Genomic DNA, 12,912 nt, shown 5'->3' with positions numbered 1-12,912 from the left:
GCAGCCGAACAGCCGCAGCGGCAAGGGGCTCGCGTCGTCACCACGACTCGGCGCGGTCGTCGTTGAAGAACCCGCCGGTCGGGCCGTCGGCGGGCAGCGTCGCCAGCCGCACGACCACCGCGGCGCCCTGCTCCGGCGTCCGCGTGCCGGTGTGGTCGTTGAAGTCGGTCGCGACGTGACCCGGCGACGCGGCGTTGACCTTGATCGGGGTGTCGGCGAGTTCCCTGGCGTAGTGCACGGTCAACGCGTTGAGGGCGGTCTTGGACGTGGAGTACGCCAGGTTCGGCTGCCCGCCGAAGGCCGATGGCTCGGTCAGCGACCCCCTGGTGCTGGACACGTTGACCACGCGGGCGGCCGGCGCGAGCCGCAGCAGCGGCAGCAGCGTGTGCATCATCGTGACCACGCCGAACACGTTGGTCTCGTACACCACGCGCAGGTGCTCGGCGGTGAACGCGCTCGGCGCGCCGATCCCGCGCTGCGCGATCCCGGCGTTGTTGACCAGCACGTCCAGCCGTCCGAACCGCCGCGTGATCGCCTGCGCCGTCGACGTGACCGAGGCGGGGTCGGTGACGTCCACCAGCTGGACGAACACGACGCCGTCGGCGGCCAGCTCCCGCGCCGCGAGGACCCCGCGCTCGGGGTCGCGCGAACCCAGGAGGACGGTCATGCCCGCGCGGGCCAGGCCGCGCGCGATCTCCTTGCCGATACCGCGGTTGGCGCCGGTGACCAACGCGACGGGACGGTCCGAGGGGAGTGTCATGGGTACGAGTCCACCAGCGCGGCCCGGTGCGAGGGAAAGACCGACCGGCCACGCACTAATACCCCGCCGATATAAATACCCGGTGGATATCACTGGCCTAGGCTGCGGCGCATGGCGGACCTGGAGATCCGGGAGCTGCGGTACTTCGTCGCGTTGGCCGAGGAACTGAGCTTCAGCCGCGCCGCAGGGCGGCTCGGCATGGCCCAACCGCCGCTGTCCAAGGCCGTGCAGGGCATGGAACGCAAGCTCGGCGTGATCCTGCTGCGCCGCTCCACCCGCAGGGTCGAACTCACCGACGCCGGCCGGGTCCTGCTCGACCAGGCCCGCCACGTGCTCGACGCGGCCGCCGCGGCCTCCGCGCGCACCCGGCGCGCCGGACTCCCCCAGCCCCGGCTGGTGGTCGCGGTCAAGCCCGGCGGCGACGCGGGCCTGCTCGCCGACGTCCTCGCCCGCTACCACCGCGAACCGGGCCATCCGCCCGCGCGGGTGACTGTCGGCGGCTGGGGCGAGCAGGCCGCCGAACTCCGCGAGGGCGCCGCCGACGTGGCCCTGCTGCGCGACCTGCCCGACCACGCTGGCCTGGACCACGAGGTTTTGGCTACCCAGCCGCGCGGCGTCCTGCTGCCGCGCGGCCACCGGCTGGCCGGCCGGGGCACGCTGCGCCGGGCGGACCTGGCAGGGGAACCGGTGCCGGTGTGGCCGCCCGCCGGCCCCCGCCACGCGCTGTTCCGCGCGGCCCTGGACCACCTGCCCGGCGCGGCTGCCCCCGAGGGCCCCGAGGTCGGCGACTTCCAACAGCTGTTGGAGGTCGTGGCGCTGGGCCAGGGCGTGGCGTTCGTGCCGCTGGCCTCCGCCGCGCTGCACCCGCGCGCGGACCTGGTGTGCGTGCCGGTGGTCGACATCAGCCCCAGCACGGTCGTGGTGGCGTGGGCGCAGACCAGCCGCTCGCCCTCGGTGGCCGCGTTCGTCCGCGCGGCCACCGACGCCGCCGCCGACATCTCGGGCCGCCACGGAAGTTGAGGGAAACCCGCGGTGCGCGCGTAAACGACGTATCCGCGCGGTGTCAACGACGACACACTGCCGGGCAGCCTTCGCGCGGGCAGACGCTAGGGGGAGATGAGTGTTGTGGACGTACAACAACCGTCGCTACTACAGCTGACCGACGCGCCGCTGGACCTCGCCACGCTGGGACCGGCGTTCAACCAGGACCCCTACCCGTTCTACAAGGAGATGCGCGAGACCGGCCCCGTCCGCGAGGTGGTCCTGTTCGGGCTGCCGATGTGGCTGATCACCCGGTACGAGGAGGCCAAGCAGGCGCTGGCCGACCCGCGCATCAAACACGACCGCCGGCACGCCACCGCCGAGGTGCGCGCCAAGGGGCCGTGGCTGTTCGCCACCGAGCAGCTGGGCTTCGACCGCTACATGCTGGCCACCGACGCGCCCGACCACACTCGGCTGCGCAAGATGGTCAGCAAGGTCTTCACCCCGCGCCGCGTGCGGGAGCTGCGGCCCAGGATCCAGGAGATCACCGACGGCCTGATCGGGAAGTTCCTGCCGCGCGGCGAGGCCGACCTGATGGAGGAGCTGGCCTATCCGCTGCCGCTCGCGGTGATCAGCGAGCTGCTCGGCGTCCCTCAGGACGAGCAGTCCCATCTGCGGGACTGGGCCGCCGCGTTCTCCTCGGTCGGCGCGGTGGCGCCGGAGGAGATCATCCGGGCCTTCGCCGTCACGCGGGACTACTTCGCCGAGTTCATCCAGGCCAAGCAGCGGGAGGGGCTGCTCGTCGAGGACGAGCACGACACCGACCTGCTCACCGCGCTGATCCACCTGCACGACGAGGGCGACCAGCTCGACCTCAACGAGCTGCTCGCGATGGTGTTCCAGGTGCTGGTGGCCGGTTTCGAGACCACGGCCAACATGTACGGCAACGGCGGCCTCGCGCTGCTGAACCACCCCGAGAAGATGGCGGAGCTGATCGCCGACCCGTCGCTGCTGCCCGGCGCGATCGACGAGATGATCCGCTACGACGCGCCGGTGAAGAACCCGTGGATGCGGTTCAGCGTGGAGGACGTGCCCATCGGCGGCACCGTCATCCCGGCCGGCTCGGTCGTGGCGGTCAACCTCGCCGCCGCCAACCGCGACCCCGACCGGTTCCCCGATCCCGACATCTTCGACATCCACCGCGCCGACGCCAGCGCCAACCTCGGCTTCAGCCACGGCCCGCACTTCTGTTTCGGCATGCCCCTCGCGCACGCCGAGGGCGAGATCGGGTTCGGCACGCTCCTGGCCAGGTGCGAGAACCTCGCGCTGGGCGTGGACCCCTCGGAGCTGCGCTACCGGCCCAGCCCCAGCATGCGGATCCTCCAGCGGCTCCCGGTGACCTTCACGCCCCGCGCCGCGTGACCGGTCGTGGCGGCGCGGCCGGGACGACCGGTCACGCCGCCACGGCCTGCGCCGTGTCGGAACTTCGCGCGATGCCGTGAACATCTCGGTTGAATAACGTGCGACAACCTCGATGCGTCTGGAACGACCTCTAGATGTCGACCTGATCGACACCGTTTCTAGAGGGGGAAACATGAGATTGTTGGGGCACAAGGCTGTCCGCACTTCGGCGTTAGTCGTCGCGACCGCTATCGCGTTCGGCGCGCCGATCGTGACCGCCGGCGCCGCATTCGCCGACACGCCGGCGAACGGTTCCATCTGCGGCACGGTGTGGAAGGACCTCAACGGGAATGGCCGCCGTGACGCCGGTGAACCCGGCATGGCCGATTTGCTGAGCATCAACAATGGACCCGGCTACACCTATGTCAACAGCGACGACAACGGCAACTACTGTTTCACCGGTCTCGCCAGCGGGACCTACCAGGTGCAGGCCAACGATCTGGTGTTCTCGGACCTGGGGTTCACCTTGAAGTGGTCGGCCGACGGCGACCACCACCGGGACTCGAGGTTCGATCCCGCGACGGGGCAGGCCACGGTCACCCTCACCCAGGGTGAGGACGGGTCGGTCACGCAGGTCAAGGGCTTCGACGCCGGCTACGTCGACGCGCACGGCGACCAGGCCGCGTCGAAGCTCGTCGTGAACCACGGCGATCCCGACATCAAGGTCGGGCAGGTGTTCGACGTCGAGGCGGCGTCGAAGAGCCTGGGCAACATCTACGACCAGCTCTTCACCACTGTGCAGGTGCCGGATGGTCTGCGCATCGTTTCCGCCACCGCCGGCTGCGACGAGCTGGTCAGCGACCATCGGGCTTTTGTGAGCACCTGCGTCCGGGTGCACCCGCACCAGGGTGTGGGATTCACGGTCCAGGTAGTGGCTGACAAGCCGCTGACCGATGCCGCAATCACGAACACGGCCAGTGGGATCTACAAGGACAAGAATCCCGCCAACAATGTGCTGACCCGGACGATCACCGTTTCGGCCGCCACGCCGTAACGTTTCCTCCGACACACCGATCTCGCTGATCGCGTGTGGTGCCCCGACCGGAATCCGGTCGGGGCACCACCGTGCGTCCCGTGATTGTTCGGGTGTCGGTCGGAAATGGCGCTACGGTTCCAGGCGGGCCGCCAACCCGGTTTCCAGCGCCACGTACACCGCGCCGTCGGGGCCTACGGTCAGGCCGTGTGGCTCGCTGCGCGGGTCGGGCAGCGGGTACACGTCGATGTCGCCGTCGGCGGTGACGTGGCCGACGCGGCCGGTGCCCCATTCGGTGAACCAGCACGACCCGTCCGCGCCGGCGACGATGGCGTGCGGCCGCGCGGCGCGGTCGGGCAGCGGGAACTCTTCGACGCGGCCGTCGGTGTCGATGCGGCCCAGTTGGCCGGCGCCGATCTCCACCAACCACAGGGCGTCGCCGCTCGCGGTGATGCCGACGGGCGCCGCGCCCTCGGTGGGCACCGGGTGGATCGTCACCTCGCCGCCGGTGTCGACCCTGGCGACGGCGTTGGCCTGGTTGAGGGTGCACCACAGTGCCCCCGTCGGGGCCGATGGTGATGAAGGAGGCCATGGCGCCCTTGGTTGGGCAGCGCGAACTCGGTGACCTCGCCGTCGGCGGTGACGCGGCCGACGGTGTCGGTGTTCATCCCGGTGAACCACAGCGCGCCGTCCGGCCCGGCGGTGATGACCATGGGGCGGCAGGTCGCCGAGTCGAGCCGGTGGCTGGTGACCGTGCCGTCGGTGTCCAGGCGCGCGACACCGCCCGCGTGCACGAGCGTGAGCCACAGCGCGCCGTCGGGGCCCGTGGCGATGCCGTAGGGCCCGGCGGCCGCGTCGGAGACCGGTCGTTCGGTGATCGTCGGATGGGTGTGCCGCTGCGCCACATCGCTCCTAGTGCTACTTTAGTTGCGTTAGGAGCGTGTCATGGGCTCAGCCGTCGCGCAAACCCGTTTCGGTGCGCTCCGGCGGGCCCGGTCGGTAGCGCAGGAAGGCCGGCGCGACCGGACCGCCCACCGCCGAGGCCGCCGCGTTCAGCGCCGAGGGCTCGGTCGCCCCGTCCCAGCGCCCGGTGTCCAGGCGGTGCTCCAACGCCCGCAACGCCGCCACCGCCTCCCCCATCGTGAACGCGCAGTGCCCCGCGCGGTGCACGAACACCTGCCGCAGCAGCCGCCCGTCCCCGGCTTGGGCCACCGCGTTCCGATACGCGCGTTCCTGCTCGGGCGCGACCAGGCCGTCGCCCGTGGTGTGCAGCGTCAGCACCGGCACCGCCAGCCGCCCGGACGGCTCGTGGTTGGCCGCCAGGTACGCCACCGCGCGCCGGTCGGCGGCCACCCTCGGCGCCGCCGCCAGCGCCGCCAGGTCGGCCTCCACCGGCAGCCCGGCCGCGCGGTACAGACCCAGCGCGAGCGACCGGTCCGCCGACCGCGCCAGCTGGCGGCGGTAGTCGACACCGGTGTTCCACGACACGACCCCGCCGGCCCGCGCCTCCAGCTCGGCCCGCAGCGCGAACGCGAACGGGAACGCCGCGGCGCGCAGGTCGACGTACTGGTTGTGCTCCTGCGCGGCCAGGTCGCCCGCGGCCGGTTCCGGCGCGCTCGGGTCCGACCACGCCGGCACGTCGGCGACCGCCGCGGTCAACGCGATGCGGGCCCGGCCCTGCGGCGTGGCCTGGGCGGCGTCCAGGGCGGCCTGCGCGCCGGCGAGGTTGCCGACCGGGTCGGTGATGCCGACCAGCCGCAGGTTCGCCGTCGGCGCGGCGAGCGTCGCGAACACGAACTCCGCGTCAAGGGCCTGGTTCCACGCGCCGACCGGGTCGAGGACCCCGCACATCGGCAGTGCGCCGGTGACCAGGTCGGGACGCGCGTCCAGCAGGCTCCCGGTGACCAGCCCGCCGAGCGAGGAGCCCCACGCGATGGTGCGGCGCGGGTGGCCGAATCGCGCAGCGAACAGCTCGGCGGTGGCGGCCTGGTCGGGCACGGCCTGGGCCACCGCCCAGCCGGTGGTGGCGTAGGACGATCCGGCCAGCGCGTAGCCGTGCGCCAGCAGCCACCGGTCTGTCTGCGCGTCGGGCCCGTCGGCGGCGGGGTTGGGGCTGCCGGGGCCGCGGTAGCCGTGGCTGAACAGCAGCAGCGTGCCGTTCCAGCCGGCGGGCACCTCGAACCGGTAGGCCGCGCCGTCGGGCAGCGTCCCGTCGACCACGGTGTCGCCCGGCGCGGCCCACCCGGCCGAGGGCGCCCCCACCAGGGCGGCGAGCACGAAGGCGATGCCGATCAGCAGACGTCGACGCATGGGGGACCCCCTCGCGGTAGCGGCTCCCCCACCGTGGCAGCCCGGCGAGGGGTCCGCTACCGCCGGCAGGCCCTGCCACGGGCAGCCGCACCGGTCAAGGGCCGCCGAACCAGCGCGTCAGCGCGGCCCGCAGCGTCGCGGGATCCCTCCGGTGGTCGTGCTCGGCCCAGGCGACGTACCCGTCCGGGCGGATCAGCAGCGCCCCGGCGCCGTCGTCGACGACCGGCAGCGCGGTCACCACGTCGACCCGGTCGGCCACCGGCTCGGCGACCCGCCGCAGGTCCGCCCGGTCGGTGAGGTCCAGCAGCACCGGGCGGCCCGCGTGCAGCAGCCGCGCCAGGCGCACCGGCCCGTCGGCGGTCTTGAGGTCGCGGTCCTCGGCCAGCCGCCCGGCCGCCGCGACCCCGGGCAGGCCCACGTCGTAGGCGATGTCCAGGCCGCTGATCATCCGGCCGAGCCGGTCGTTGACCTGCGGCAGGTCCAGCAGCTCCGCGAACAGCTCCCGCAGCGGGTCGACCTCGGGGCCGGGCCGCATCAGGGCGACCTGGGCGCGCACGTTCCACAGCACCCGCGCCGCCACCGGGTGCCGCTCGCCGTGGTAGCTGTCCAGCAGGCCGTCGGGGGCCCAGCCGGCGACCTGCGCGGCGAGCTTCCAGCCCAGGTTCACCGCGTCCTGGAGGCCGGTGTTCACGCCTTGGCCGCCGGTCGGGAAGTGTACGTGCGCCGCGTCCCCGGCCAGCAGCACCCGGCCGGCGCGGTAGGTCTTGGCCTGGAGCGCGGCGTCGCCGAAGCGGGTCAGCCATCGGGGTTCGGCCATCGGCACGGGCCGGCCGGCGATGCGCTCGGCGGTGCGCCGGAACTCCTCGAGCGTCACCGGCGCGCGGCGGTCGGGATGCGGGGCGGTGAAGTCGTAGGTGAACACCCTGCTGACGCCGGCGGGGTTGACGAAGGTCATGATCCAGCCGCGTGGGGTGCGCTGCCAGCCCTGCGGGGCGTCGTGGGGCGCCAGCAGCCGCACGTCGCCCATCAGCGCGGCCACCGTCGCGCCGTGCCCGACGAACGGGATGCCGGCCAGCGACCGCACGGCGCTGCGCGCGCCGTCCGCGCCGACGACGAACCCTGCGGTGAGCCGGTAGGGGCCGTCGGGGCCGGTGACCTCGAGTGCGACGTGGTCGCCGTGGTCGGCGAGCCCGACCACGGCGTGTCCTCGGCGAATGGGCACGCCGCGCCGGGCCGCGCGGTCGGCGAAGACCTGCTCTGCCCACGCCTGCGGCGCGCCGACCAGCGCGGGGCCCGGCGACAGGTGGCCGAGGTCGAGGCCGAAGATCCCGGCGAAGTGGAACGGGACGGGCGCGCCTGCTGGGCGGGGCCGGTCCAGGGCGGCGACCTCCTCGAGCAGGCCGCGCCGGTCCAGGGTCTGGGCGGTGCGGGCGTGCAGGGTGCCGGCCTTGGACTGCCCTGAGGGCTCCGGCAGCCGTTCCAGGACGACCGCGCGGACGCGGTGCAGGCCCAGTTCGGCCGCCAGCAGCGTGCCGACGGGCCCGCCGCCGACGATGGCCACGTCAAAATCGGTGTGCATCGGTCTCTCCAGGAAAAAGGGGGTGTCCGCGGCGGGGCGGATCCACGCCACGGACACCCGGAGGTCAGTCCTCGTGGCGGGCGATGGCGGGTTCGAACGCGTCGGCGGCCACGGCGGGCTCGACCGTGCCGTGCGCGCGGGTCCGGAAGGTCAGGGCGACCAGCGCGCCGAGGACCATGCCGGCGGCCGCGACGAGCACGGCGGTGCGGACCCCGCCGGTCAGCTCGCGGCGCAGGGCCTCGCCGGTCAGGCCGTGCAGGCGCGAGTTGGCCAGCGCGACGAGCACCGCAAGCCCGATCGCGCCGCCGACCTGCTGGGTGGTGGAGGCCATGCCCGAGGCGACGCCCTGTTCGCGGTGGTCCACCCCGGAGGCCGCCGCGATCCACATGCCGGTCCAGGTCACGCCCTGGCCGAGGCAGAACACGACGATGCCGGGCAGCAGCGCGAGGTAGCTGCCGTCGGTGGACATGCCCAGCGCGAGCCCGGCCGTGCCGACCGCGCCGAGGACCAGGCCGGTCAGCAGGGTGGCGCGCACGTCGAGCCTGCCGACCATCCGCTCGCCGACCTGTGTGCCGACGGCGATCACCAGCGACGGCACCAGGAACCCGAGGCCGGTCTGCAACGGGCTGTAGCCGTGCACGTTCTGGAAGTACAGCGTGAGGAAGTAGGGCAGGGCGCTGAAGGTGCCCATGAAGATGAACGTGATGGCCATGCCGGCGCGCAGGCTGCGGTTGGCGAACAGCCGCAACGGCATCAGCGGGTCCCAGGCGCGGGACTCGATGACGGCGAACGCGGCCAGCAGGGCGGCGGCGGCCACCAGGCAACCGACGACGGTCGGCGAACCCCAGCCCGCGTCGGGTCCCCGCACGAGAGCGAACACCAGCAGCGTGACCCCGGCGGTCGCGGTCACCGCACCGGGCAGGTCGACGCCGCGGCCGCGCTCGCGAGCCGGGTCGCGCGGGATGAGCGCGAACGCCAGCAGCGCGGCGACGCCGGCCAGCGGCACGTTGACGCAGAACACCGAGGTCCAGCCGAAGGCGTCGGTGAGCACGCCGCCCAGCAGCGACCCGAGGCACAGGCCGCTGGCGCCGGCCCCGCCCCACACCGCGAGGGCGCGGTTGCGTTCGGCTCCCTCCGCGAACATGGTGTTGACCAGCGACAGGGTCGCCGGGAACAGCAGCGCGCCGCCGACGCCCTGCACCGCGCGCGCCGCGACCAGCAGGCCAGGGCCGGACGCGAGGCCGCCGACCAGCGAGGACACGGCGTAGAGGGCGAGGGCCGCGGCGAACACGCGGCGCCTGCCGAGCAGGTCCGCGGCCCGCCCGCCCAGCAGCAGGAACCCGCCGAAGGCCACGGCGTAGGCGCTGACCACCCACTGCAACGACTGGGCGGAGAAGCCTAGCGCGCGGCCGATCTCGGGCAGCGCGACGTACACGATGTTGAAGTCCAACGCGATGACGAGCTGGGCGAACGCCAGCAGCGCCAGGGCGAAACCGAGGCGGCGGCGGTGGGGGCCCGGCGATGGCGGAGTGGAGGGCATCGGTTCCTTCTCAACGACAAGTCGTACGACTGTCCGGAAAAGCCGAACAGTCCGAACGTACGGAACTTTCGTACAGTCGAGCGAGCGATGTCAAGCAGGTGAGACGCGTTAGTACGACTTTTCGGTACGGTGGTGCGATGGTCGAACTCCCCCACCCGACACGCGAGCAGCTGCGGCTCGAAGGGGTCATGGCCGCGCTCGGGCACCCGATCCGGATGTCGATCGTGCACGCGCTCGCCTCGGGCGAGGAGACCTTCTGCGGCGCGATCGAGACCGGCGCGCCGAAGTCCACGATGACCCACCACTGGCGGGTCCTGCGCGAGGCCGGCGTCCTGCACCAGCGCCGCTCCGGCCGCAAGCTCTACCTGACGCTGCGCCGCGACGACCTCGACGCGCGCTTCCCTGGCCTGCTCGACCTCGTGCTCGCCGAGGAACCGGCACTCGTTCTTGACTGATCGTTCTTATTTGACGTAGGTTCACGGGGTGCCAAGAGCCAAGGAGTTCGACCCGGACGCGGTGCTCCAGTCCGCGCTGGAGCTGTTCTGGCGGCGCGGCTACGAGGCCACCTCCATGGCCGACCTCGTCGAACACCTCGGCATCGCCAGGGCCAGCATCTACGGCACCTTCGGCGGCAAGCGCGACCTCTACCTCGCCGCGCTGCGCCGCTACCTGGCGACCACCGACCCCCAGATCCTCGACGAGCTGTCCCGGCCTGGCCCCGTGCTGCCCTCGGTGCGCGCGCTGGTGGAGCGGTTCGCTGACCAGTCCGCCACCGACGAGCTGCGGCTGGGCTGCATGGTGGTCAACGCGGCCGTCGAGCTCGCCTCGACCGACGCCGAGGCGGCCAGGCTCGTCGACGCGAGCTGGGCCAACCTCGAGGTCGCGCTCACCGGCGCGCTGCTGCGGGCCCGCGCCCAGGGCGAGCTCGCCGCCGAGGCCGACCCGCGCGCGCTGGCCAGGTTCCTGCTGGTGCTGTTGCAGGGCGTGCGCGTGCTCGGGCGGGCCCGCCCCGACCCCGACCGGCTGCGCGACGCCGTCGACCAGGCGCTGCGCCTGCTGCGGTAGCACCGCCACCCACGGCTCCTCGGCTCACCAGGCGTTCAAACTAGAACGAACGGTCTGGAATCCATCCCAGAACTCTGTCGCAGAACAACGAACAGGAGCAACACGATGACCGCACGATTCACCGGCAAGGTCGCCCTGGTGACCGGCGGCGGCTCGGGCATCGGCCGGGCCACCGCCCTGGCCTTCGCCGCCGAGGGCGCGACCGTCGCGGTCGCCGGCCGGGGCCACGACGCGCTCGCCGAGACCGTGCGCCTGGTCGAGGCCGCGGGCGGGACCGCAAGCGCCGTCACCGCCGACGTGGCCAGCGCCGCCGACGCCGCCGCCATGGTCGACACCGTCGTGGCCCGCCACGGCGGCCTGCACATCGCGTTCAACAACGCGGGCGTGCTCGCCGTCGGCGAGGTCGCCGACCTCGACGAGGCCGCGTTCAACCACGTCATGGCGATCAACGTGACCGGCGTGTTCCTCTCGATGAAGCACGAGATCGCGCACATGCGCGCGCACGGCGGCGGCGTCATCGTCAACACCGCGTCCAACATCGGCGCGCACATCCGCAAGCCCGGCCTCGGCGCGTACGCGGCGTCCAAGGCCGCCGTCTCCGCGCTCACCAAGACCGCCGCGCTGGAGTACATCGGCGCGGGCATCCGGATCAACTCGGTCAGCCCCGGCGCGTCGGACACCGACATGTCGCGGCGGCCCGGCGAGACCGACCAGGAGCGGGACGACCGGCTGGGCGGCTCCATCCCGCTCGGCCGGGTCGGCGCACTCGCCGAGGTCGCCGCCACCGTGCTGTGGCTGGCCTCCCCGGAGTCCGGCTTCGCCGTCGGCCACGACCTCGTCATCGACGGCGGCGCCGCCGCCTAGCTCCCAGAGGGTTCGCGCCGACGCCGACGCGCCAGCCGACGCAGCAGCGTCGGCGCGAACCCGACCCCGGCCGACACCAGCAGCGCCACCGCCGCCAGCGCCGTTGGCCGCCACGGCCATGCGGGGCCGGCCAGCTCCGACCGCCCGGCCGGGTACTCGGTGTACTTCGCGGTGGCCCGCGCCGTGGCGCCGTCGGCGTGGGTGGCCAGGTCCCGCAGCACCGGGTCGAACGCGGACTCGCCCGCGCGCCGGTCGGCGTGCGGCAGCTCGACGGCGACACCCCGCCGCGCGGCCCACCCGGTCAACGCGGGGTCGACCTCGCCGAGGCCGCGCGCCCCCGGCGCCACCAGCCGCGCCACGTCCGGCGCGCCGTCCACAGGCTCGGTCAGCAGCACCATCCCGTGTCGGGTCGTCACGGTCCGCCCCGCGCCAAGCGGCACTGCCCGCGCCGCGAAGGACACCCCGGCGTACAGCTCGAACGCGGCGGCCACGTCCAGCTCGCCGACACCGTCGGTCAGCCCGACGCCCAGCGTCGGTCGGAACCAGGGGAACGCCGCGTTGAGGCCGTAGGGCAGGTCGGCCGCGGCGACCGCGCGGGTCGGGATCGCGGTGGGGCCGTCCAGCGACCAGCCCGGATAGGCCAGCTCCCCGCCGATGCGCTGCGCGTCGGCGGCCCCGGCCAGCCGCTCCACCAGCCGCAGCGCGCCGACCACCCCGGAGGTCACCCCAGCTGTGGTGGTGACCGGTCCGTCCTCGACATAGCGCTCGCCGCGCAGCCAGCCAACCTTCGGGTAGTCCTGCGCGAGGCCGTCCAGGTTCGCCCAGAACGACGTGGCGCGGCGGCCGTCGAGCAACCCCGTCGCGGCCACCAGCTCGGCGCCGGCGCACACGCCAAGAACGCGCGCGCCCCGCGCGGCCTGCCTGGTCAGCCAGGCGCGCAGTGGCGCCGAACCCGCGCCGGTCGGGTCGACCACCGCCGGCACCACCACAAGATCCGGCGGGGGCGCGTCGTCGAGCGTGTGGTCGGGCAGCAGCCGCAGCCCGCCCGACAGCGTCGCCGGCGCGCGGCGGGCCGCCACGGTGTAGACCGAGAACGCGGACGAGCGCGCGAACACCTCGTAGGGCGCGAGCGCGTCGCTCACCACGGTGCCGTCGCCGCCGATCAGCACGGCCACCCGCAGCCGCCCCGGCAGGACCGGCGGCGGGGCGGGCCAGTCGCCCGGCGCGGCCTGCGGCGCGGTCGGATAGCTCTCGGCCATCGACACCGCGACCCCGGCCGAGCCGATCCCGGCGAGGGTGGCCAAGGCCAGGACGACGCCCAGCAGGGCATGCAGAAGACGGCGCACGGCGACAGGCATGAGGATGCTCCAGGGTGGGGT

At 73.5% G+C, this 12,912-nt stretch carries 11 protein-coding genes and 1 pseudogene; 6 read left to right on the top strand and 6 right to left on the bottom strand.

The genetic code is table 11. The features are described from left to right. Nucleotides 1-37: 37 nt before the first annotated feature. Nucleotides 38-760 (bottom strand): SDR family oxidoreductase, encoded by a 723-nt coding sequence (locus tag F0L68_RS04005; RefSeq protein ID WP_149848026.1) that lies wholly within the window; start codon nucleotides 758-760, stop codon nucleotides 38-40. Between the two features lie 111 nt (nucleotides 761-871). Here F0L68_RS04005 and F0L68_RS04000 point away from each other — a divergent pair, with 111 nt between their 5' ends. The 3 genes from F0L68_RS04000 to F0L68_RS03990 all read left to right on the top strand — a co-directional run bounded on the left by F0L68_RS04000 (nucleotide 872) and on the right by F0L68_RS03990 (nucleotide 4,196). After that, entirely contained in the window at nucleotides 872-1,780 is a 909-nt protein-coding gene (locus F0L68_RS04000; protein ID WP_149848025.1) for a LysR family transcriptional regulator, read from the top strand. A 96-nt stretch (nucleotides 1,781-1,876) separates the two neighbouring features. Further along, nucleotides 1,877-3,163, top strand: coding sequence for a cytochrome P450 family protein (locus tag F0L68_RS03995; RefSeq protein WP_149848024.1), 1,287 nt, complete (start codon nucleotides 1,877-1,879; stop codon nucleotides 3,161-3,163). 112 nt (nucleotides 3,164-3,275) lie between these two features. Then, nucleotides 3,276-4,196, top strand: a complete 921-nt coding sequence (locus F0L68_RS03990; RefSeq protein ID WP_149848023.1) for an SdrD B-like domain-containing protein — start codon at nucleotides 3,276-3,278, stop codon at nucleotides 4,194-4,196. A gap of 111 nt (nucleotides 4,197-4,307) precedes the next feature. Here the strand turns inward: F0L68_RS03990 and F0L68_RS03985 are convergent. The 4 genes and pseudogenes from F0L68_RS03985 to F0L68_RS03970 all read right to left on the bottom strand — a co-directional run bounded on the left by F0L68_RS03985 (nucleotide 4,308) and on the right by F0L68_RS03970 (nucleotide 9,604). Next, nucleotides 4,308-5,053 (bottom strand): annotated as a pseudogene (locus tag F0L68_RS03985) (Vgb family protein). A gap of 73 nt (nucleotides 5,054-5,126) precedes the next feature. Further along, nucleotides 5,127-6,485 carry a DUF6351 family protein gene (locus F0L68_RS03980; protein WP_149848022.1) on the bottom strand — a complete coding sequence of 453 codons (1,359 nt, stop codon included), beginning with the start codon at nucleotides 6,483-6,485 and terminating at the stop codon, nucleotides 5,127-5,129. 94 nt (nucleotides 6,486-6,579) lie between these two features. Further along, entirely contained in the window at nucleotides 6,580-8,064 is a 1,485-nt protein-coding gene (locus F0L68_RS03975) for an FAD-dependent monooxygenase (RefSeq protein ID WP_149848021.1), read from the bottom strand. A 64-nt stretch (nucleotides 8,065-8,128) separates the two neighbouring features. Continuing rightward, complete coding sequence (locus tag F0L68_RS03970; protein ID WP_149848020.1) at nucleotides 8,129-9,604, bottom strand: MFS transporter; 1,476 nt, start codon at nucleotides 9,602-9,604, stop codon at nucleotides 8,129-8,131. A 137-nt stretch (nucleotides 9,605-9,741) separates the two neighbouring features. On the opposite strand from F0L68_RS03970, the gene F0L68_RS03965 reads away from it, so the two are divergent. The 3 genes from F0L68_RS03965 (at nucleotide 9,742) to F0L68_RS03955 (ending at nucleotide 11,533) form a co-directional block, all read left to right on the top strand. Continuing rightward, nucleotides 9,742-10,059: an ArsR/SmtB family transcription factor gene (locus tag F0L68_RS03965; RefSeq protein ID WP_149848019.1), complete on the top strand. Its 318-nt coding sequence runs from the start codon at nucleotides 9,742-9,744 to the stop codon at nucleotides 10,057-10,059. Between the two features lie 28 nt (nucleotides 10,060-10,087). Continuing rightward, nucleotides 10,088-10,669 (top strand): TetR/AcrR family transcriptional regulator, encoded by a 582-nt coding sequence (locus F0L68_RS03960; protein ID WP_149848018.1) that lies wholly within the window; start codon nucleotides 10,088-10,090, stop codon nucleotides 10,667-10,669. Nucleotides 10,670-10,774: 105 nt separating this feature from the next. Then, on the top strand, nucleotides 10,775-11,533 hold the full coding sequence (locus F0L68_RS03955) for an SDR family NAD(P)-dependent oxidoreductase (protein WP_149848017.1): 759 nt from the start codon (nucleotides 10,775-10,777) through the stop codon (nucleotides 11,531-11,533). On the opposite strand, the gene F0L68_RS03950 is transcribed toward F0L68_RS03955, so the two are convergent. After that, nucleotides 11,530-12,891 carry a DJ-1/PfpI family protein gene (locus F0L68_RS03950; protein ID WP_149848016.1) on the bottom strand — a complete coding sequence of 454 codons (1,362 nt, stop codon included), beginning with the start codon at nucleotides 12,889-12,891 and terminating at the stop codon, nucleotides 11,530-11,532. The genes F0L68_RS03955 and F0L68_RS03950 overlap by 4 nt on opposite strands. Between the last annotated feature and the right edge of the window lie 21 nt (nucleotides 12,892-12,912).

It is taken from the genome of Solihabitans fulvus (assembly GCF_008386585.1).
Classification (GTDB): Bacteria; Actinomycetota; Actinomycetes; order Mycobacteriales; family Pseudonocardiaceae; genus Solihabitans; species Solihabitans fulvus.
This window is presented reverse-complemented; position numbering and strand designations above follow the sequence as displayed.